This window comes from Cytobacillus firmus DS1 (assembly GCF_000565285.1).
In the GTDB taxonomy this organism is placed as follows: Bacteria; Bacillota; Bacilli; order Bacillales; family Cytobacillaceae; genus Cytobacillus; species Cytobacillus firmus_A.
The window spans coordinates 127,702-147,326 of sequence record NZ_APVL01000008.1 but is presented as its reverse complement, the minus strand read 5'-3'; the positions used below and the strand labels follow the sequence as shown (position 1 = coordinate 147,326).

The window sequence follows — 19,625 nt, the reverse complement described above, 5'->3', positions numbered from 1 at the left end:
GTGTTTTTATTGTGCAGCCTCGATATCAGCTTTTTTTAAGGTGATGAAGTGAGTTTCAGACTTCGCCCCCAGCCTTAAAGGCACACCAGTCGTTCCATAGCCGTTGCTGATCAGAATTGTTGTTTGCGGCAGCTCTTTTATCCGCCCTTTTTCATATGGGCTATAACCGAAAATATGTATTTGCCCGCCATGCGTGTGCCCGCTTAAGACAAGGTGTATATTTTGTTCTTTTTCTATACTGTTAGTGATTCTTGGATCATGGCTGACGAGAACCCGAAATCCCCCTGAACCTGCATCCTCAAGTGCAAGGTCGAGCCGATCCCTCTCTTTGCTGAGATCATCTGTTCCCAGCAAAATAAAACGCTCTCCTTCATCTGATTCAAAGGAAAGAGCTGTGTTATCAAGAATTTTAACCCCACATTCGAGAAGAAGGGCATCGAGCTGATGATAATCCGCTTCATAATCATTGTTCCCCCACACGAAATAGACAGGCCCGCATTCCTTCAAACCAAGCAGGTTTTTCTTTACTCTATCAAAAGGGACTCCTTTTTCCAAGAGATCGCCGCCGATAATCACCAGATCAGGCTTCTTCCCTTTTATCTCCCCGATTATGGTTTCTGATACTGTCCTCCTATGAATATCCGAAATAAAAAAAAGCTTTACTTCACCAAAGCTTTCCGGAAATTCAGGAAACGAAAGCTCTTTATATATAATTCTATCTGCAAATGCCTCCCTAAGCATAAACATTAGTAAACCCATACCGCCAATTAAGGCTAAAGCTATTAAGTATATCATAAATCCTCCTGCCATCAATCGCCTTAAATCAGTCTTCAGCAAAATTGATTTTCTTGAAATCTAAAGAAATAATACCATAGATTGCCGAAAAACAGAAAAGGGCAAATGCCTCCCATGGCGAAAGGACTGACAAAGTAAAAAAGCATCCCATAAGCAACAATATCAGCACAGTCCCAAACAAAGCATTGCTATTTTTCGATGACTTGATATTTTTAATAATTTCGGCAGTCCACTCGATGATCGTCCTAATGATTTCTGCGTTGGCTATAAAGGAGATAAGAAAAAAAGTCATCCCCACGACAAATCCTGCCGGCTCGAGCACAAAAATAACAATCATTTCTGAAATGCCCATTGGAATAGACACCGGAAAAAATTTAATAAATAAAATGCCGCCAATAAAGCCTGTCACCAGCTTCAGCAAAATAACAAACACTAAAAACCCCTCCCATACAGAGTGTATGAGAAGGATTTATTTTGTTGACTATATACATTAATCTTCTGAAATATCCAGAACACGGAAACCGGATTTCTCAAGCCGGCTGATGAACTTATCCATATTATCATTTTTCTCCACTTTCATTACGATGCGGCGGACCAGCTTGTCTGTTTCATCAAAAGTAACAAGAGATATGATTTGTTCATGGAAATAATGTGCGATTTCTGCCAGACGGGCAATTCGCCCTTCCGCTTCAACAGAGGTAAATGCAATCCTGACACCGGGTTTATTAGTTCCGAAAGCAGATTGGAATTGAGCCAGAACATCAAAGCGAGTAACGATGCCCAGAAATTTGCGGTTATCGCCCAAGACAGCAAGTAAAGGAAAATCCTTTAAATCCAGCAGTGTTTTTTCAAAAATTTCATTTCCCTCTAAATATTGCTCCTGGTGTGTGGCAATATCCTTTACTAGTGTTCCTTCTAGAAAATCTTCCTTAGATTTCCCTGACAAAAAGAAGTTCTCGTATATTCCAAATCTGGTAATTATACCGGCATATTGATCGCCATCCAACACGGGAAGTCCATCGATCTGGTTGTTCTCAAGCAAAGCCAAAGCTTCTTTCAAAACCGCATCCTGTCCGATTGTTTTACAGTTATGTTTGGGGATCATAATACTTTTCACAAACATTGCCATCACCTCAAGAGTAATATTAATTAGACCTAACATTTAATTTCGCTATTGCCTCAACTTTTCCCTCTTTTTATTGGAGTAAACAATCATAAAAACACCATGCGTCTCATAAGTTTCAATGACGCATAAAAAGGAGGGATTATGATGAATACACTCCGTAAAACCTGGCACCCATATGTAAGCCCTTTTGACCCATGCACCCCGATAAAGGTCAAAACCTATTCCACTCCTCCAAATCTATATATGGGATTTCAGCCGCCAGGACTTGAACAATTTACTCCAATGGAGGCTTTAAGAGCAGGAACGCTTTGGAAAGCTTTCTATGATCCGTGGTACAGTCCCTATGAAAAAGCCAGGGAGGGACAATAGCCATGAAACAATTGCCGGCAGATTACTATCAGCTTCTTGAACAGCTTCAGGCTGTGGATTTTGTCCTTGTTGATCTGACTCTATACCTTGACACCCATAACAATGATACTGAAGCCATTAAGCAATTCAATCACTATGCAAAAGAACGAAAAAAACTGAGAAATGCCATCGAGAGCAAGTATGGTCCATTAATGCAATTTGGACACAGCTATTCCGGTCAGCCATGGAATTGGGATGATGCCCCGTGGCCTTGGCAAGTATAAATTTTGGCTCACAGGCGCCTTCTTGCATGAAGGCGCTCAATAGATTAGCGGACTTCCGAAGGGGGCTGAGAAAAAATGTGGGTTTATGAAAAGAAGCTGCAATATCCGGTGAGGGTAAGCACATGCAATCCCAAACTGGCAAAGTATCTAATTGAACAATATGGGGGAGCGGACGGTGAACTTGCTGCTGCCCTAAGATATTTGAATCAGCGCTATACTATTCCGGATAAGGTCATCGGACTTCTAACAGATATTGGAACTGAGGAGTTTGCCCATCTGGAAATGATCGCTACAATGATTTACAAATTAACGAAGGATGCTACGCCTGATCAAATGAAGGCTGCCGGCCTGGATGCCCATTATGCTAACCATGATAATGCACTGTTTTATCATAATGCTGCAGGTGTGCCTTGGACAGCTTCTTATATCCAGGCAAAAGGCGACCCAATAGCAGATTTATACGAAGACATCGCCGCAGAAGAGAAAGCAAGGGCAACCTATCAGTGGATTATAAATTTAAGTGATGACCCGGATCTAAATGACGGCCTCCGGTTTTTAAGAGAAAGAGAGATCATTCATTCCCAGCGCTTCAGAGAAGCAGTTGAGATCCTAAAGGAAGAACGGGATAAGAAGAAATTCTTCTAAATACTTAACAAAAAGAAGCAGGCAGGCTGCTTCTTTTTCCATTTGCTGATGTTTCATTTGTTCTCATGATAAAGATTTATATCATAATTTTTTTTCATCATTTCGAAAACAGTATGGCGATTTTTCCATTCATCTTCCTTTTTCCAGAGATCTTTGCTCTTATCAATTATTTCGCACCTTAGAGCATGAAATTCTTTTTCAGCTTTCTCTCTTTTTTCTCTCAGAAGATTCATAAGCCCATAAAGGCCAACCGTAAAAACGAGTAAATAGAAATTAGCAGACTGATTGACAAAAGCCGAAAACATGGATGCAAACGAGTAAGAGTATGGCTGCATAACACTCTTATAAAGATAAAATAAGAAAAAGAAAGATATAAAAACGGTCGTCCACATGGCAATTAAATGCCAGGACTTGAATCGATCAAACTTTTGTTTTCTCTCTACTACTTTCTCAAGCATTTTCCTTGTTGCCTGGTCTGTACGTTCGTCAAGCATTCTAATCGGCGATTCCAAAAACGCTCCCTCCCTTTCATAATAATGTATGAGCCTGTACATTATTCTATGACTGGGAGAAAAGGCGCAGAAGGCCTTATACTCTTTTATTGCTCAAGCGGGATTTTTAATACCTGGCCCGTTTGTATTTCATTTGACGGCAAATTGTTGGCTTGCTTTATTATTTCAATTCCTGACTGGGATTGATAATAGGTCATGGCAATTCGAAAGATTGTTTCCTTTGGTTTAACCGTATGGTAGACAACTTTGCCTTCCTTTTTTAATTCTTCCTGTGTTTCGGTTGTTCTCGAAGAGTCAGTACTTTCAGAAGCTGTTTGGTTGGCCGGTTTATCGGAAGCGGGTTCAGAACCTTTATCTTCTGCATCAGACTTTTGGAGATCCTGTTTTTCCTGCTGGTCGCTGACAGCTTCTTTCTCTTGTGTCTTTTCAGCTTTTTCAGTTTCCTGCTCTTCTCTTACTTCTATGGTCGTCACTTCATCTTTATCATTTGTGGCAAAAACGACCGTTTCAGAACCAATTTCTTCGGATTCTGCATTTAACCCGGTATTGATGCTTTTATCACTGTTTACATATTGATAAATACTGAAAATGGTAATCGGGAGCAGGATAAAAAATAAAGCCAGCAGGCGAATAACAGGGTATTTAACTCTCCATTTATTTTTTTTTCTTTTTTCCTGATGTATTCGGCTCCGCGGCGGCAAAGCGGATTTTTGCCCGCTGTCTCCCGTTTCCTGTTTTCTGTCAATCCTCTTGCGGAGTCTTTCAGCTTGATCTCTATAAGGGTCCTCTTTATTCATGTTTCATCCCTTCCTGTAAAAAAAATCATAAGAAGTTAATTTGACGCTGGTGTTAACTATTGTTCATTGCATTTTCCTCTTTAGATTTTTTCAGGTACTGTTTTCGAATAAGAATACCCAGAAGAAAATCAATCAGGAAATGCATAACAATCGGTACAAGCAAATTATTGGTTATATGATAAATATAACCTATAAAAAAGCTTAATGTAATAATATTTACAAACAAAAACCAATTAAAAAGATATCGATAATGAACAAGCGCAAAAATAAAACTTGAGATCGCAAGTCCAAAATGGGTCTGAATGACACCCCTGAACAGAAGTTCTTCGCTTATAGCCACAACTGCTGCAATAAAAGCAATATGAAGAATATGGCGGTTTTGAAAGATTTTCTTATTTAACCCTCCGTCATCATACAATTCCTCAGGGAGGACCTTCATCAAGACAAAATCAATCAGGACAACAGCCAATCCTGCCGCTGCTCCAAAGACAAGAATATTAATATCATCAAGTACAAAAAGAGCCTGGAATTCCTTAAAGCTGTTAAACAATATAATACATAGGATGAATGCAATAGCTAAAATAAGCACCTGAGTTAGATAAAGATGGAATAATAGTTCCTTGTCAGTCAATTCCTTAATGATGTCCTCGTATCTTTTCTTCATTTTGGTTCACTCACCTGGAATCAGGAGATATTCTAAATGATTTCTCCAATCATAAAGCGTTCTATCCTGATTATCTGATTTTGTGTTTCTTATAAAATTTTCAAATTGCAAACCGCATCTATCACAGCAGAATTGAACTGAGGAATTTTTTTCCTCATCAAAGCAGGAAAGTATATTCTCTCTCCGGCAATTTTTCTTGTGTATCCACTTGTATACTTCCTCAATGCTATTTCTTTTCAATTTGATTCTGTCTTCACAGTACCCATTCATTTCCTGCAGAATCCTTTTATAACCCATACCAGATTTGATTTTCCGTTCAAAAAAATCATTAAATATTCTCCACTGAATATCTGTTAAACCGGAACGCTGCTTAATTTGCTCTTCATAAGCACCTACATTCAGGATTGAATTCGGGTTTTCTTCCATCCAGTCGCTGATCCAATCAATTTGAGACTTGTCAGGAAATTCATTTTCTGCAATTTGGATGGGAAGCTGCTCATCACCTGGTGCATAAAGCATAATAGCTATACTTTGTTTTCCATCTCTCCCCGCCCGTCCAATTTCCTGCAAATAAGATTCAATCTGAAGAGGCATATGAAAGTGTATCACATACCTGATATTATCTTTATTAATTCCCATGCCAAAGGCGCTTGTAGCGCAAATAAGATCGAGCTGCCCGTGGATAAACTGCTGCTGCACAAGGATGCGGCTTTCCTGGTCCATTCCTCCATGATAAGCCATCACTCTTTTAGCTCCTTTTTCCCTCAGCAGATCCGCTGATTGCTCAGCCATTTTTTTGCTGGAAAAATATATAATGCCCGGACCCTCAAGGCTCTCAGCAAGCTCCACAAGCCTCTCTGTTTTCACACGGAAATTATCTGTCATTTCTACAGTCAGTGCTATATTAGGACGATCAACGGAGTAAATAAATTCGCTGCAGTCCAGTATGCCGAGTGACTTTTTTATATCAGCTTTAACCTCACGGGTAGCTGTGGCAGTTAAAGCGAGTGTAACCGGGTTCCCTATCTTTTGTCTCACTTCGCCAAGCTTTAGATAATCAGGCCTGAAATCATATCCCCATTGGGAGATGCAATGAGCCTCATCAACAACAAACAAAGCGATGCGCAATTTCTTCAACTGAGATAGTACTGATTCATAATAAAGCATTTCGGGTGAAATAAAGATAAACTTATACTGATTCAGGTTAATTAATGCCTGTCTTTTTTCTGATCGGGTTAAAAAAGAATTGAATGCTATTACCTTTTTCTCCCCATTCATCATAAGCTGTTCAGCCTGATCCTGCATTAAGGACAGCAAAGGAGAAATAATAATCACCTGGCCTTCAATCATATATCCCGGCAGCTGATAACAAAGGGATTTACCTGTACCTGTAGGCAGCATGGCAACAGTATTTCTGCCTGCGAGCACGGATTCAATGATTTCCTTTTGTCCCGGTCTGAATGCAGGATATCCAAATTTGCTTTGCAATAATGCTTCCAGTGTCATTGTCTCTCTCCAAGCTTTGCCATTACTAATCTGATTTCAAAATAATCGGATTCAGGCACTATTTGACGTATTTGTTTTAATTGCAATGAATCAGCACTGCTGGCTGCATGAAGAATCAGTTTCTGTTTCTCCTCCGAGACATACCGAGTAATATTAAAGCCTCCGTCGTTTAACGCTACTTCCACAACATGATCCTCAATAGTACTTTTTTTCAATCTTCTAATTTTAGCTATATCATCCAAATCCAGTCCCTGTTTTAACAGTGTGTAAGTCTTTTGGGCAGACAATGTTAACTGAACTGCATTTCCTGCACCGCTCACGATCTTATTGATAAGCGGATATTCGGCAGAATTCTCTCTTACGCTTGCCAGTATATGATGAATAGCTCCAAGGAACTGGTGGTGGTAATAATCTTGACTGATTCCGAGCTGTTCTGAAGCCTGAACAGCTGTGAGGCCAATACGGTTATAGCCTGTCAGCCTCAATGTCAGCACAGCAGGATTTATTTCACTTAGCTTTTCGAGGCACTGGCCAAGTTCCCTGTACAGCATAACCCCAACTTCATTGCGGGCAAACCCGGATGTTCTCAGAAAGTCTTTCAGCCATTCATGAACATCTCTTTTTCTTTGAATAGGAAGGTATTTTACATTGTTATAATTTAAATGTGATATTACCTGAATTAAAAGAGTAATCCTCTCCCAAAACAATTCACCTGTACTATGATACAGCCATCCGTTTAATGAAGAAGGTATTGGACATTCTAAAAGAGATCTTTCCAGTTCTCTCTTCCCTTCTGCAGTCAAAATATAATGCTTTTCATCAATTGCAGTCATCCAGCTGCTGTTTATGATTTCTTCTGCAAGATGCTCCAGAACTCCCCTGCTTAAATTTCCAAATGAACGAAAAAGCGGGGTTAATTGAAATAAATGAGCATCTTGGATGGTCTGGGAAGACTTTTTTCCATTCAGCAAATGTAAAATGGAATATATAGTTCTTTGTCCCTGCAGCTCATTAACACAGTACATTATTACAGTCTTCAAATAAGATCTATGCATTATGTTCACCTTATGGCTTAAGATTTTTTCTTTTTTCATTACCTTCATTTTCTTACATCTATTTTATCATGAAAGAAATCAGCAGGCCGTTTTAATTATTTCTAACAGGGTAAATTATGCCTAAACCCTTATCTGATAAGCATTCTCAATACATTTTCTATTGAAAAGTTGAACATACAGTTTTACAATAGAATGTGAGGAATGAGTTACCATCATCTTGATGGAAGATTAATTGTTTAATTCTTGGGAGGTTTTTTTCATGGCAAAGTATACAATTGTTGACAAAGAAACATGCATTGCATGTGGAGCTTGCGGCGCAGCTGCACCGGACATTTATGATTATGATGATGAAGGCATCGCATTTGTTACCCTTGATGATAACCAGGGGATCGTTGAGATTCCAGATGTATTAATTGACGATATGATGGATGCATTCGAAGGCTGTCCAACCGATTCAATCAAAGTTGCTGATGACGCTTTTGATGGCGATCCGCTTAAATACGAATAATTCTTCAGCCATACTCTAATCTTTGTTAAGCTACTGCTCCCTTTCAACTTGAAAGGGAGTTTTTTATGATATTTTTCAATTCAAATCAAATTGAAAAAGCAGCGGAACATTTGCCGCTGCTTTACTTTATATATTATGCTGCACTTTTCATTACAGCCTGCTTCTCTACCCAGGTTCTCATGCGTGTAAAAATGAGCATGAAAACAATTGAAATAATAAAACCTTTTAAAATATTGAATGGCAAAATCCCTGTCACAATCATGGTTCTCATTTCAGGCGCTGACATTGCCGGGAAATTCAGGAAGAATGTATATGCCGGCAGTATGACAAGGTAATTAAGCACACTCATGATGACAGCCATAACCATGGTGCCGATTACGAGCCCAAACGTCATGCCTTTTTTTGTCTTCAGCTTGCTGTAAACATAATAAGTAGGCAAGACGAACAAAATGCCTGCCGCAAAGTTTGCAATATGTCCAACAGGTACACCTGTTGCACTCCCTGTCATAAAGTAATCAAGAATATTTTTAATAAGCTCCACTAAAATTCCTGCCGCCGGGCCAAAGATTAACGCTGCGATTAATGCAGGAATATCGCTGAAGTCAATCATCAAAAATTGCGGAAACGGCGGGATTGGAAAATTGAGCAGCATTAATACGTAAGAGATGCTGCTTAGCATTCCGATGGCAACCATTGATTTGATATTAAGTTTTTTCAAGTTCCTCTCTCCTTTTTAGGACTATCTCTCCTATAGAAGAAAGGTTCGGCTAAGCAATTCTTCGCAATAAATAACCCCCAAGCTAAAAATAACTTGAGGGATAATTACAAAGGCACGCTTAATAACGTTCAAAACCTGCATTTTTTGAACGTCTGCAGAACCTCCATCTTCTCCCATCCAGACTGTACTGTCGGCTTTGGAATCGCACCAAATCCTGCCCAATTAAATGCAAAGTGTTTTTTGATCAAAACGCTTCTCTCAGGCTCGCGGGCTTAGAGTCAAAACTGACCCATCACCGCCGGTCGGGAATTTCACCCTGCCCCGAAGATAGACCGTATTTATTATTACAGATTAATTATACTGAAAAAAAGTTATTCTGTGAAGGAATTTGTTTAACTGATACATATATCCATGTCCATACCTACTCAATTTTTTTTTTTGGATCATACAATAAAAGGGCGGCAATCTGCCGTCCCTTTTGTTATTATCCAAGCGGATATTCCCTTCTTTCTCCTTTGGAAAAAGTCATGATGGACTGATATCCTACTTCTTTTGCAAGTGCAATTGCCTTATCAAAATCGGCACCTACATGTTCAGGAAAATGCGCATCGGATGAAAGAACAACCGGTATATTTTTCTCATAGCATTTCTGCAGGAGCCGTTTGTCCGGATATAATTCACCCACTGGCTTTCGCAGACCGGCTGTGCTGATCTCAACACATGTCTTGGATTCTGCCAGTGCATTTGCTGCACGATCGTACTGTTCCAGCAAAAACTCTTCGTCCTGGGGCACATATTTAAAGATTTTCACGAGATCTAAATGACCTACTATATCGAATAAATTTGATTCAGCCAATGTGACCACTTGATCAAAATACTTACGATACACATCATAAAGATCCCGTTTATCCCATTCTTTTCTAAATTCAGCAAGATCTATGCCGAAATCCCCAACCCAATGAATGGATCCAATCACATAATCAAATGAGTAACTGTTAATGAACTTCGCCATTTCATCATGCTTGCCCGGCGTGTAGTCCATTTCGATTGACATTTTCACATCTATATTATTACTCCACGCTTCATGAAAAACATTCACATAGTCTTTCATATCATAAAAGCGCCTTTCGTTTACCCATGGATTTTGCAAAATGTCTGCTGTCTGATAGAAATGGTATGCATGCTCCGAAATTCCGAAAGATTCAATCCCTTTTTGGGCTGCAGCATCTGTGAATTTTTTTAAATAGTCCAGGCTTAACGTGCCATTTTCAAGATGATTATGATAGTCTGTAAGCATTTCTCTAACTCCCCCAGTTTTTTACCCATTATACTTTAAGGGAGTAAAGCACTGCAATCATTTCTATTCTATTTTTTGCGAATGATTAGAATTTGTCCAATTTTTATAACATCTGAATTTGCTTTGTTTAACTCTATAATAGCTTCTGCTGTTGTATCATGCATTTTCGCTATAGAAGTTAAAGTATCTCCCTGTTTAACAGTGTATTCGCTAATTTTGACGGGTTCTATCAACAGCTTTTGACCTGTAAAAATATAATCAGGATTAATATTATTTAAACCGGCAATAGCTCCGGGCTGCAGATTATAATGTGCAGCGATGGTCCATAATGTTTCCCCGGTTTTAACTATATGGTAGGTTTCCCCTGAATCATTTGTTATTTGACCCGAATCAAAATTAGACGGACGGGCTGAAACTTCACGTGCGTTTTCATTTCTTACCGCTGCATTTACAGCTTGTCCAACTTCTCCCATGCCAAATGCCACAGTGGGATCAACTGCATTTATTTTATCAGAGGTCCATGCCTGTGTATGTATTTCAAAATGAAGATGGACTCCTGAAGAGTCACCCGTGCTTCCCATCATTCCGATTTTCTGTCCGAGCGCAACTTTCTCACCTTCAGCAGATAATCGTTTATTCAAATGGGCGTATACTGTTTCAGTTTGGTTTTTATGCTTAATAAATATCACATTTCCGTACGTTTCCGAGTAATACGACCTGGACACAATTCCAGCGTCAGCAGCATAAACCGGAGAGCCGGACTCTCCAGCAATATCAATGCCCTTATGCTGACCATTTCTTGTCCCATACGTGTCCGTAATTACACCATCTGCCGGCCACACCCAATGCTCTGTCAACTCAGAAATTTTTGGCTCAGCAGCTTTAGAATGCTTCCCTCCCAGAAATAGCAGACTCACACAAAGAGCCATTATTCCTGCGATAAAGAAACGCCTTATGTAATCCTTCATTCTTTTCCTCCTATGATGTCAGCTGAAATATCCGTACGAGTGCCTTTTTTTCCGCACCCTCTTTCACACTATGACAGCTTGTACTCTTTTAGAACAATTAACAATAAAGCTCTTAAAAGCACAGTGATTAGTATTCTTCCAGCAGTATGGTTTTTATGCAGATATGGAGGAACTTTATCCTAAAATGGAAAAGACGGCCACATTGGGCCGCCTTTCTAATTTGGCAAATCTCGTTTGTTAGCTGCTACCGGTACCTTTAATTCCTCAGTAAGATCAAACTTGCCAATTTTATCAACATCTGCATTTTCCAATTTGACCGTATCGAAATCGAAGTCTTTTGCAGTAAGAAGGATTGCTTCGATCGCATGAAGCGTTGATGCATTATCAATTATTTCTGATTCATTATTAAAACGGATTATGAGTTTGCTATCCTTTATTTCTTCTATTTCAAAATCAATATCATCCGGTATGGATGCCTGTAAATTATTTTCAGTTTGATTTTTCTTCATGGCTGCCAGAGCATCCTTTACGGAATTGAACTGTTCTCTTAATGGGACCAGGAATGGTGTTGAATCAGCACCATTGGGATATAAGAAATAATAAATTAAGTTACCAGTGCTATTTTCCGGGATAAATTCGTCTATATATCCATAATGGCCGAACTCAATGCCGACTTCCCCTTCCGTTCTGAGGTCAATCTTTTCTAAATCTAAATTGTTCATTATATTCGCCAAAACCTTCTCTAAAAGTAACTCTGAGGAAGAGGAATTACTATATGGGTGATCCACCGGGACATCAACTGTCAGGATGTTATTTTCCTGGTCATGAGTTAAATTTGCTTTTAAAGGATAATAATCTTCCAAACCCCATGCATCTTCAGTAAGTTTGCTCATCGTGTCTTCAAACAGAGCAAATTTCGTCCTGCCCGGGTCATCATCAACCAGAACGCTGACAGGTACAATATTTTGAGCCTCCTTATCCGGAATTGCATAGGTCAGGACTTCTTTTCCTGCCAAGTCTTCTTCATAAACGGCAGTAGGGCTTGCTTCGGATGAAACAGACTTCATGCTTATATCATCGTTGGATTCTTTTTCCGGGTCACCGGAAAGCTGCGCATGATCCTCTTGTGGATCTTCTTCTTTTGCAAGAGGTTCCGGGTCTGCCTCTCCGTCTTTCGCTTCAGATATGCTGTTATTGTCACTTGTTATTTGTTCAGATGATTGTGTCTGATCTGATTGAATTTCGACGTGCTTATCAGCAGACTCCTGCCAATTCATAAGGTTTGGGGCAAGAATGAAGAGCAGGAGCAATGCAGCAGCAGCTGCTGCTGCAGGCAGGATCCATGTTCTTTTCTTTTGTTTGCCCATCTTGATTTCTATGGTTTGATAAATTTCTCTCGGGTCACGATTATCCTTAATTTCAGGCATCTGGCTCAGCAATGCCTGAAGCTGCTCATCGCTCCACTTTGATTCCTTCATTATCCATTCCCTCCTTTGCCTTAAAATGTTCCATATGATTTTTCAGCACCTTTAACGCGCGATGCTGTGTTGTCTTCACCTTACTTTCAGTCCAGCCAAGTGAATCAGCTGTTTCTATAATGGTGAGTTCATGTATATATCTCATAATAATGACAAGCCTCTGGTCAATGGTGCATAAATCCAGACAGCGATAGATCATCTGAATTTCTTCCCGTTGAACAGCAATTTCTTCAGGCAAGGGGAGATCATCCTTCACCTGCTGAGTTGACCAGTCAAATTTCTCCATAATCTTTTGTTTCCAGCCCTTTTGCTTGCGAAAGGAATCAATGGCAACATTCCGCGCAATTGAAAAGAGCCACGTTTTTTCGCTGCTTTTCCCTTCAAATCTTTCATATGACTTTAATACTCTTATATAGACTTCCTGGACTAAATCCTCAGCCAGTTCCTTGTTTTTGACCATATAAAAAAGAAATTGAAAAACGTCCTGATGGTATTTTTTATAAAGTTCATCAAAAACGGAGTCCATGAATTCCCCTCCCCGTTCAATAAAATAGTCGTTCTCTCTCTAAAAAAAGTTACAGTTTAACTATATTATTATTTTGCCGCAAAGCGCAAGAGCCTGTTTGGGTGAAGGATTACTCCCTTGCCTTTTTATACAGCCAATACCTTTTCATTATAATTCAAAAATAAAGGGAAGGAAATTTCTTGCATCTCCTTCCCCAGCATATAATTAATTGTTTCCCGTGTATCAAGAACAATCGCCACAATTCCCGTATTTATTCATCATTTCGAGGGATAAATATTGAAAATGTCGTACCATGAGCGGTCTTGCTTTGAACAGTAATATGTCCTTTATGAGCTTCAATAATATTTTTTGCAATTGCTAGTCCAAGACCAGTTCCGGATCGACCCCGTGTTCTTGCTTTGTCGGCTTTGTAAAAACGTTCAAATACGAACGGCAGGTCTTCTTCGGGGATTCCCGAGCCAGAATCTTTCACTTCGATAAACAGTCCCCGTTCATCACTCCGTTCGATAACTTTAACCTCCCCGTTATGAGGGGTATGCCGGATGGCATTATCAATCAGATTGGTCATAACCTGTTCTATTCTGTCCGGATCAAGTTGAATCGATAAACCTATGCTTTGCAAATCATGTTCCAGAATAATTTCCTTCTCTTTAGCGAGCCCCTGAAATTTCCTGGTGATTCTTTGCAGAAAGGAGTTTACATCAGTTTCTTCCATTGTCAGCTGAATATGCCCGGCTTCCATTCTGGCAAGATCCAGCAATTCATTCACAAGCCGGCCCATTCTCAGGGATTCATCATAAATGACACTTGCCATCTCTTTTTTCTCTTCATCCGTCCCGGCAATATCATCGACGATTGCTTCACTATACCCTTGCATCATTGAAATTGGCGTCCTTAATTCATGAGAAACATTCGCTATAAAATCGTTGCGGAGTTTATCAAGCTTACGTTCCTCAGTCATATCCCTGATAACTGCAACCGCTCCCCTAATATATTTATTATTATAAAGAGGGCTGACGATTATCACCCAGGAACGTCCCTGTATAGAAATTTCGCCAATCTGTTCTTTCTCGGTATTAACTGCAAGCTGGAAGAGCTCCATTACTTTGGAAGGGACTTCCTCTGTATTATTCTCAATGTCATCCAGCTCATAAAACCAGCTTTGCAAAAACCTCTCTGCAGGAGGATTAGTGATCAGGATCGTTCCATCCCGGTTGAAGGTGATTACACCATCGGCCATCCCGCTTAATATGCTTGCCAGCTGTTCTTTTTCCTGGCTTAAAGCATTCATATTAAATTTCAGCTGTCTGCCCATTTGATTAAAAGCCATGGCTAATTCGCCAACCTCATCATTAGTCAGAATCGGAACTTTTGTATCAAATTTACCTCTTGCTACCTCAAAGGCCGCTTCTTTCATTTTTCTTAGCGGAGCATTGATTCTAGTCGATAAGAAAAAAGCAAAGATGGTTGTTAAAATGATGGCAACTCCAGCAGCCAGCAAAATGAACTTGGTCGTTGAACGCAATGTTTCATGCATAACCTCGATGGACTGATAAATAAAAACAGCTCCATTGCTGCCTTCACCTTCAAGCGGGACTCCAATGATAAGAATTTTGCTGTCGTCATCTGCGGATACGTCTGTATACTCTGGATTAACGGATGTTACTTTTTTTACAGTCTTATCTTCCGTGAGAACTTCTTTTAAATCATCTTCCTCAGTGAGGTAGGAAATGGGCAGCTTTAATGAATCGGTATGGTTTGGAGAATAGTAGTACTCTGTTGGCGAGTTAATAATAACTACTTTTGTAACATCATCGACAAGCTCCCAGGAAATCTCCAAACCGACTTCACGATTATGTTCTTTTAAAATTCGCGTTATTTTATGGGCAGTATTCGATAATCCTTTTTCTGTTTCATTTATGTGGTAATTCTCAAAAAACTCCAGCAGCATGACTGTTAAGATCAGCAGTACAAAGGAAACTAATAAAAGAATTGTGCCCCAAAGCTTTCCGGCAACACTCCTAAAGAGCATCATTCATTAATAACCTCGAACTTGTAGCCCACTCCCCAAACGGTGACAATCATTCTGGCTGCCTGTTCAGAAACTTTATTCAGTTTTTCACGCAAGCGCTTTACATGAGTATCAACTGTTCTCAAATCTCCAAAAAACTCATAATGCCATACTTCTTTAAGCAGATGCTCCCTGTCAAATACCTTATCCGGCGCCTTGGCCAGGAAATAGAGAAGTTCATATTCCTTTGGCGTCAAACTGACTTCTTTACCATCTGCCAATACTTTGTGAGCATCATTATCAATCGTTAAATGAGGAAATACGATTACATCTTTTGCTGTTGTTTCTGTCTGCAGGTAAGTAGTTTTAGAAGATCTGCGCAATAATGCCTTCACGCGCAGCACAACTTCCCTTGGACTGAAAGGCTTTACGATATAATCATCAGTGCCGACTTCAAAGCCCTGTACGCGGTTAACTTCTTCCCCTTTAGCTGTAAGCATGATCACAGGAGTAGCTTTTTTCTCTCTCAGTTCTCTGCAGACTTCAATGCCGTCTTTGCCGGGCATCATTAAATCCAAAAGAATGACATCGTAATCATTTGCCAAGGCTTTTGACAAAGCCTGGTTTCCATTCTCTGCTTCATCAATTAAAAAATTTTCACGCTCAAGGTACATTTTCAATAAACGGCGGATTCTTTCTTCATCATCCACTAGCAATATTTTCACTTGGTTTTCCATTTTCAAATCCCCCTAACGTTCAATAAAAAATCTTTAATTAAAGCCTTCACTATTGTGAAGTGAAGGCTTGTATGATTAATATCAGAATCATTATCTTTGAATTTTAAGAACTGTCTGGCGCAAGCAGCCTACCCCCTCGGGTGTCGGGGATGAGCATGGCGCTTCCGCTTTTCTTGTTATGATCCAGCGTAGGAGTGCAATCCGGCAATGACCAGGTTTACCGCAACCAGATTAAACATGATAATGATAAATCCGATTACAGCAAGCCATGCAGACTTTTCGCCATGCCAGCCCTTTGAAAGGCGAAGGTGCAGGTAAGCTGCATAAAACAGGAAGGTAATAAGAGCCCATACTTCCTTTGGATCCCATCCCCAGAAACGAGTCCAGGCGATTTGAGCCCATATCATGGCAAAAATCAAAGCTCCGAGTGTAAAGACCGGAAATCCGATTAATACTGAACGGTAAGCGATCTCGTCAACCAAGTCAAGATTAATATTTTTGGCTAGCGGCTGAAGTGCAGCTCCAATCCTTTTGCGGAGAATCAGCCTTAAAGCAAGATACAGAATGACACCTGAAGCTAAAGACCATATAACGGTATTTAATTTTTTTGCATTAATAATTGCAGGCATTTCCGCCAGCGGTTCAAATTTACCTTCCGTAATCAGCTTTCCCTCGTGAGGACCTGTTAAAGCAGGCATATGATATTCCAGGACATCTTCCTGACCGTTCTTATCAATCCAGTTAAATTCAGCTTTGTAGCCTGAAGCTGAGAAGCTTGAGCTTATAATAATAAACCCAAGTGTACAAACCAAGCCAAACATAACAGCTTCCAGCCAGAATCTCTGTTTGCTTTGCTTAGTTTGATCTACTGATTTTACTAAATAAATTAATCCAGCAGCGAAGCTTACAGCCAAAATAGCCTGACCAACTGCAGCTGTAGTAACATGAATGTGAAGCCAATCACTCTGCAGAGCTGGAATCAGCGGTGAAACTTCCCGCGGAAACATACTTGCATAAGCAATCATCAGTACCGCAACCGGGAGCGTAAAAACTCCTAAAATAGGTGTTTTATAAATTAAGTAAATCACTATAAAAGCACCAACAAGCGACATTCCAAAGAATGTTGTAAATTCAAAAAGGTTGCTGACAGGCGCATGCCCGGCTGCAATCCACCTTGTAATAAAGTAGCCAAGCTGTGCAGCAAACCCGAAAATCGAGATCCATAATCCAATTGCTGCCCATCTGTTTGGCCCTTTTTTCGTTCTGTTCTTATCCTTTATAGAGCCGGCAAAAAAGACAGTAGCAATTAAATAGAGGATAAAAGCTGTGTATAGTAAATTGCTGCTTATTGTAACCACTCAGATTCCTCCTTAGCCTTTCTTTTCACTTTGATTTTGCAGCTGATCTTCCGGCATCTTAATACCGGTTCCATCCAATGCTGCTTCAATTTCCCTTTTAAGTCCATGCCAGTTTTTGTTAGTGTGTCCTGCTACCCACACTTCTCCATTAACACGGCGCAGCCAAACTCTCCGATGGTTCCAATAAGACCCCTGTGCAACACCTATCATGAAAATCACGCCGCCCAATGCGATAATCCATAATGTTAAATCTTTTCGGACGGTCAAAGCCGATACATTTTTAGTATCTATGCCTTTAAAGGCCATCTTGTATTCATTATCGCCAAACGGTTCAATAGTCTGTCTGATCGCAACAAAACTAATTTCTCCATCAGGCTTATCCGGTGTAAACATTTTAAAAACAAAGGCAGGATTATTAGGGATTCTGGACTTTGTAACCGGTTCCCCATTTTCATCAAATTCAAAATCGGGAAAATAGCTGACAACTTCCGCTTTATAGCCATTTCCAAGATCATATTCATCCTGAGGATGATTCAGGTCGACTGTTAAATCCCCATATTCATCACCCGTTTTTTTATTTGTAAGGGCAAATGACATTTTGTTAAGCTCATTAAGTTTATAATCTACTTGGTATAATGCAAAGTTCTCAAACTTAAGAGGTTTATTTACCTTAATTTCATAGTCCTTAACTTTCTTGAGATCTGCCTCTTCTCCTGCAACAGTATCGCCCTGTTTTTTATAAAGAGTGACATTGGACTGATAATTTTTAGCTACCATTCCTGCTTTATCAATCGCTTCTCCAAACACTTCTTTATCTTTCTCTTTATCGTACATTTCAAGGATGAAGCCATCATTTTTAAGGTAATATTCACCATTGGTTTCCGGAATGACCTTGGTCTCGCCTTCGCGGATCCAAAGAATTTTGTCAACATACATGCCCGGTACAAAACGGAGCATTCCGCCGATTAAGAATATGATAAGGCCCACATGGTTAACGTATGGCCCCCATCTTGAGAAGCGTCCCTTTTCGGCAAGGATGTTTCCATTCTCTTCTCTGATGCTGTATTTCTTGGATTTTAATTTTTCTTTTGCCATTGTGAATGCCTTATCAGTGTCTTCGGTCTGTGACGCACCAAAAACCCTCTGGCGCTGCAAATAGCTTTCATGCCGGCTTACCTTCTGCTTTTTTAAAGCTCTATACAAAGGGACAACTCTATCAAGACTGCATATTACAAGCGAAATGCCAATTGAGGCAATCAAAATCAAATACCACCATGAGCTATAAAGGTTATGAAATCCTAAATCGTAATATAATTTACCTATCCAGCCATATTGATCTTCGTAATATTCTTCAGCTGGCATGATTGGCGGAATATACATCTCCTGAGGCAGTATTGTTCCAACGGCTGATGCTATCAGCGTTATTACGATCAGCCAGACTCCAACCTTAACAGATGAGAAGAAATTCCAAATTTTATCAATTAACGTTTTATTATAGGTTTGCGAGCGGCGTGCACTGCCTTCATACCGCATATCGAGAAGTTTCTTGTCTTTTTCCTTTTCTTCCAATACCTTGCCGCACGACTCACATAGTATCGTACCTATGGGATTAACGTGGCCGCAGTCGCATTTTACTTCTTTCATATATAAAACTCCCCGTAACTTATGGTTTAATCTGTTCCATATAGTTCTTGATCGTTTCTTCCGTCATCTCTCCTGTAATATACTTGACAACCTTTCCATCTTTATCAATAAGGAAAGTGGCAGGAAGAGGATTAATTCCGTAAGCCGATTGGACTTGGCTATCCTTATCAATCACAATCGGGAAAGCCAGATCGTAACGCTCAGAAAATTTATTTACTGCTAAATCTGTCTCTCCGACATTAACTGCCAAAACCTGAACACCCTCATCTTTAAATTGCTTATATTGGTTGTTCATATATGGCATCTCTTTCTCACAAGGTTTGCACCATGTACCCCAGAAATTCAGGAAAACACCCTGGCCTTCATAATCGGATAATCTGTGTTTATTTCCTTCCATGTCTGTCAGAACAAAATCAGGTGCCTTTTCTCCGACGGCAACCTTTTGAATTTTATCTTTCGTAAAATTAGCGTATAGCGTATATGCCACTGCAGCACCAAGGACAAGCAATATGACTGTTCTCATTACCAGACGCTGCTTTTTCATAAAAAACTTCCCCTCCTAAGGCATCCTATTCAGGCTAAAAGACCGTACCTTAACAAATTAATATGTAACATATAGAAAATAATTTTGCCTCATAGCTGTTTACT

The 19,625-nt window shown here is 39.8% G+C and carries 22 protein-coding genes and 1 riboswitch; of the genes, 4 read left to right on the top strand and 18 right to left on the bottom strand.

Features of this window, described 5'->3' with window-relative positions; all coding sequences use genetic code 11:
- Positions 1-6: 6 nt before the first annotated feature.
- The 3 genes from PBF_RS12420 to PBF_RS12410 are packed head-to-tail and all read right to left on the bottom strand — an operon-like array spanning position 7 to position 1,918.
- Entirely contained in the window at positions 7-795 is a 789-nt protein-coding gene (locus PBF_RS12420; RefSeq protein ID WP_035330115.1) for a metallophosphoesterase, read from the bottom strand.
- A 28-nt stretch (positions 796-823) separates the two neighbouring features.
- Complete coding sequence (locus PBF_RS12415; RefSeq protein ID WP_035330114.1) at positions 824-1,228, bottom strand: hypothetical protein; 405 nt, start codon at positions 1,226-1,228, stop codon at positions 824-826.
- 57 nt (positions 1,229-1,285) lie between these two features.
- Positions 1,286-1,918, bottom strand: coding sequence for a CBS domain-containing protein (locus PBF_RS12410; RefSeq protein WP_035330113.1), 633 nt, complete (start codon positions 1,916-1,918; stop codon positions 1,286-1,288).
- A gap of 147 nt (positions 1,919-2,065) precedes the next feature.
- Here PBF_RS12410 and PBF_RS12405 point away from each other — a divergent pair, with 147 nt between their 5' ends.
- The 3 genes from PBF_RS12405 to PBF_RS12395 all read left to right on the top strand — a co-directional run bounded on the left by PBF_RS12405 (position 2,066) and on the right by PBF_RS12395 (position 3,198).
- Positions 2,066-2,290: a spore coat associated protein CotJA gene (locus PBF_RS12405; RefSeq protein WP_019380371.1), complete on the top strand. Its 225-nt coding sequence runs from the start codon at positions 2,066-2,068 to the stop codon at positions 2,288-2,290.
- Positions 2,291-2,292: 2 nt separating this feature from the next.
- Positions 2,293-2,553 (top strand): spore coat protein CotJB, encoded by a 261-nt coding sequence (locus PBF_RS12400; RefSeq protein ID WP_035330112.1) that lies wholly within the window; start codon positions 2,293-2,295, stop codon positions 2,551-2,553.
- Positions 2,554-2,628: 75 nt separating this feature from the next.
- Positions 2,629-3,198 (top strand): manganese catalase family protein, encoded by a 570-nt coding sequence (locus tag PBF_RS12395; RefSeq protein WP_035330111.1) that lies wholly within the window; start codon positions 2,629-2,631, stop codon positions 3,196-3,198.
- Between the two features lie 53 nt (positions 3,199-3,251).
- Here PBF_RS12395 and PBF_RS12390 read toward each other — a convergent pair whose 3' ends face one another.
- The 5 genes from PBF_RS12390 to PBF_RS12370 all read right to left on the bottom strand — a co-directional run bounded on the left by PBF_RS12390 (position 3,252) and on the right by PBF_RS12370 (position 7,702).
- A complete protein-coding gene (locus PBF_RS12390; protein WP_035330110.1) occupies positions 3,252-3,710 on the bottom strand; it encodes a YpbF family protein in 459 nt (152 codons plus the stop codon).
- A gap of 86 nt (positions 3,711-3,796) precedes the next feature.
- Positions 3,797-4,507 (bottom strand): LysM peptidoglycan-binding domain-containing protein, encoded by a 711-nt coding sequence (locus PBF_RS12385; protein WP_035330109.1) that lies wholly within the window; start codon positions 4,505-4,507, stop codon positions 3,797-3,799.
- Between the two features lie 52 nt (positions 4,508-4,559).
- A complete protein-coding gene (locus PBF_RS12380) occupies positions 4,560-5,171 on the bottom strand; it encodes a CPBP family intramembrane glutamic endopeptidase (protein WP_035330108.1) in 612 nt (203 codons plus the stop codon).
- A gap of 6 nt (positions 5,172-5,177) precedes the next feature.
- Complete coding sequence (locus PBF_RS12375; RefSeq protein WP_035330107.1) at positions 5,178-6,677, bottom strand: RecQ family ATP-dependent DNA helicase; 1,500 nt, start codon at positions 6,675-6,677, stop codon at positions 5,178-5,180.
- Entirely contained in the window at positions 6,674-7,702 is a 1,029-nt protein-coding gene (locus PBF_RS12370) for a helix-turn-helix domain-containing protein (RefSeq protein ID WP_235192250.1), read from the bottom strand. The genes PBF_RS12375 and PBF_RS12370 overlap by 4 nt, the downstream gene beginning before the upstream one ends.
- A gap of 289 nt (positions 7,703-7,991) precedes the next feature.
- On the opposite strand from PBF_RS12370, the gene PBF_RS12365 reads away from it, so the two are divergent.
- Positions 7,992-8,240, top strand: coding sequence for a ferredoxin (locus PBF_RS12365; RefSeq protein ID WP_026584182.1), 249 nt, complete (start codon positions 7,992-7,994; stop codon positions 8,238-8,240).
- Positions 8,241-8,373: 133 nt separating this feature from the next.
- Here PBF_RS12365 and PBF_RS12360 read toward each other — a convergent pair whose 3' ends face one another.
- The 10 genes from PBF_RS12360 to resA form a co-directional block, all read right to left on the bottom strand.
- Entirely contained in the window at positions 8,374-8,958 is a 585-nt protein-coding gene (locus PBF_RS12360) for an ECF transporter S component (protein ID WP_035330106.1), read from the bottom strand.
- Between the two features lie 161 nt (positions 8,959-9,119).
- A riboswitch (FMN riboswitch) is annotated at positions 9,120-9,291 on the bottom strand.
- 151 nt (positions 9,292-9,442) lie between these two features.
- Positions 9,443-10,255 (bottom strand): histidinol-phosphatase, encoded by an 813-nt coding sequence (locus PBF_RS12355; protein WP_035330105.1) that lies wholly within the window; start codon positions 10,253-10,255, stop codon positions 9,443-9,445.
- Positions 10,256-10,323: 68 nt separating this feature from the next.
- Complete coding sequence (locus PBF_RS12350) at positions 10,324-11,223, bottom strand: peptidoglycan DD-metalloendopeptidase family protein (protein WP_035330104.1); 900 nt, start codon at positions 11,221-11,223, stop codon at positions 10,324-10,326.
- A 215-nt stretch (positions 11,224-11,438) separates the two neighbouring features.
- Positions 11,439-12,701, bottom strand: a complete 1,263-nt coding sequence (locus PBF_RS12345) for a hypothetical protein (protein WP_035330103.1) — start codon at positions 12,699-12,701, stop codon at positions 11,439-11,441.
- Complete coding sequence (gene sigX, locus PBF_RS12340; protein ID WP_035330102.1) at positions 12,676-13,227, bottom strand: RNA polymerase sigma factor SigX; 552 nt, start codon at positions 13,225-13,227, stop codon at positions 12,676-12,678. Before sigX ends, PBF_RS12345 begins: the two co-directional genes overlap by 26 nt.
- 250 nt (positions 13,228-13,477) lie before the next feature.
- Entirely contained in the window at positions 13,478-15,262 is a 1,785-nt protein-coding gene (locus PBF_RS12335) for an ATP-binding protein (protein ID WP_035330101.1), read from the bottom strand.
- Positions 15,259-15,975 (bottom strand): response regulator transcription factor, encoded by a 717-nt coding sequence (locus tag PBF_RS12330; RefSeq protein ID WP_035330100.1) that lies wholly within the window; start codon positions 15,973-15,975, stop codon positions 15,259-15,261. Before PBF_RS12330 ends, PBF_RS12335 begins: the two co-directional genes overlap by 4 nt.
- Before the next feature lie 176 nt (positions 15,976-16,151).
- Positions 16,152-17,333 carry a c-type cytochrome biogenesis protein CcsB gene (gene ccsB, locus PBF_RS12325; protein ID WP_035330099.1) on the bottom strand — a complete coding sequence of 394 codons (1,182 nt, stop codon included), beginning with the start codon at positions 17,331-17,333 and terminating at the stop codon, positions 16,152-16,154.
- Between the two features lie 12 nt (positions 17,334-17,345).
- On the bottom strand, positions 17,346-18,977 hold the full coding sequence (resB, locus tag PBF_RS12320; protein ID WP_035330098.1) for a cytochrome c biogenesis protein ResB: 1,632 nt from the start codon (positions 18,975-18,977) through the stop codon (positions 17,346-17,348).
- Between the two features lie 19 nt (positions 18,978-18,996).
- The gene (resA, locus tag PBF_RS12315) at positions 18,997-19,521 is read right to left on the bottom strand and encodes a thiol-disulfide oxidoreductase ResA (protein ID WP_035330097.1); all 525 of its coding nucleotides are present in this window, start codon (positions 19,519-19,521) and stop codon (positions 18,997-18,999) included.
- Positions 19,522-19,625: the final 104 nt, after the last annotated feature.

Coding starts and splice junctions, on each gene's coding strand:
- PBF_RS12420 (WP_035330115.1), bottom strand. CDS start 795: ATGATATACTTAATAGCTTTAGCCTTAATTGGCGGTATGGGTTTACTA.
- PBF_RS12410 (WP_035330113.1), bottom strand. CDS start 1,918: ATGTTTGTGAAAAGTATTATGATCCCCAAACATAACTGTAAAACAATC.
- PBF_RS12405 (WP_019380371.1), top strand. CDS start 2,066: ATGAATACACTCCGTAAAACCTGGCACCCATATGTAAGCCCTTTTGAC.
- PBF_RS12400 (WP_035330112.1), top strand. CDS start 2,293: ATGAAACAATTGCCGGCAGATTACTATCAGCTTCTTGAACAGCTTCAG.
- PBF_RS12395 (WP_035330111.1), top strand. CDS start 2,629: ATGTGGGTTTATGAAAAGAAGCTGCAATATCCGGTGAGGGTAAGCACA.
- PBF_RS12385 (WP_035330109.1), bottom strand. CDS start 4,507: ATGAATAAAGAGGACCCTTATAGAGATCAAGCTGAAAGACTCCGCAAG.
- PBF_RS12380 (WP_035330108.1), bottom strand. CDS start 5,171: ATGAAGAAAAGATACGAGGACATCATTAAGGAATTGACTGACAAGGAA.
- PBF_RS12375 (WP_035330107.1), bottom strand. CDS start 6,677: ATGACACTGGAAGCATTATTGCAAAGCAAATTTGGATATCCTGCATTC.
- PBF_RS12370 (WP_235192250.1), bottom strand. CDS start 7,702: ATGTACTGTGTTAATGAGCTGCAGGGACAAAGAACTATATATTCCATT.
- PBF_RS12365 (WP_026584182.1), top strand. CDS start 7,992: ATGGCAAAGTATACAATTGTTGACAAAGAAACATGCATTGCATGTGGA.
- PBF_RS12355 (WP_035330105.1), bottom strand. CDS start 10,255: ATGCTTACAGACTATCATAATCATCTTGAAAATGGCACGTTAAGCCTG.
- PBF_RS12350 (WP_035330104.1), bottom strand. CDS start 11,223: ATGAAGGATTACATAAGGCGTTTCTTTATCGCAGGAATAATGGCTCTT.
- PBF_RS12345 (WP_035330103.1), bottom strand. CDS start 12,701: ATGAAGGAATCAAAGTGGAGCGATGAGCAGCTTCAGGCATTGCTGAGC.
- sigX (WP_035330102.1), bottom strand. CDS start 13,227: ATGGACTCCGTTTTTGATGAACTTTATAAAAAATACCATCAGGACGTT.
- PBF_RS12335 (WP_035330101.1), bottom strand. CDS start 15,262: ATGATGCTCTTTAGGAGTGTTGCCGGAAAGCTTTGGGGCACAATTCTT.
- PBF_RS12330 (WP_035330100.1), bottom strand. CDS start 15,975: ATGGAAAACCAAGTGAAAATATTGCTAGTGGATGATGAAGAAAGAATC.
- resB (WP_035330098.1), bottom strand. CDS start 18,977: ATGAAAGAAGTAAAATGCGACTGCGGCCACGTTAATCCCATAGGTACG.
- resA (WP_035330097.1), bottom strand. CDS start 19,521: ATGAAAAAGCAGCGTCTGGTAATGAGAACAGTCATATTGCTTGTCCTT.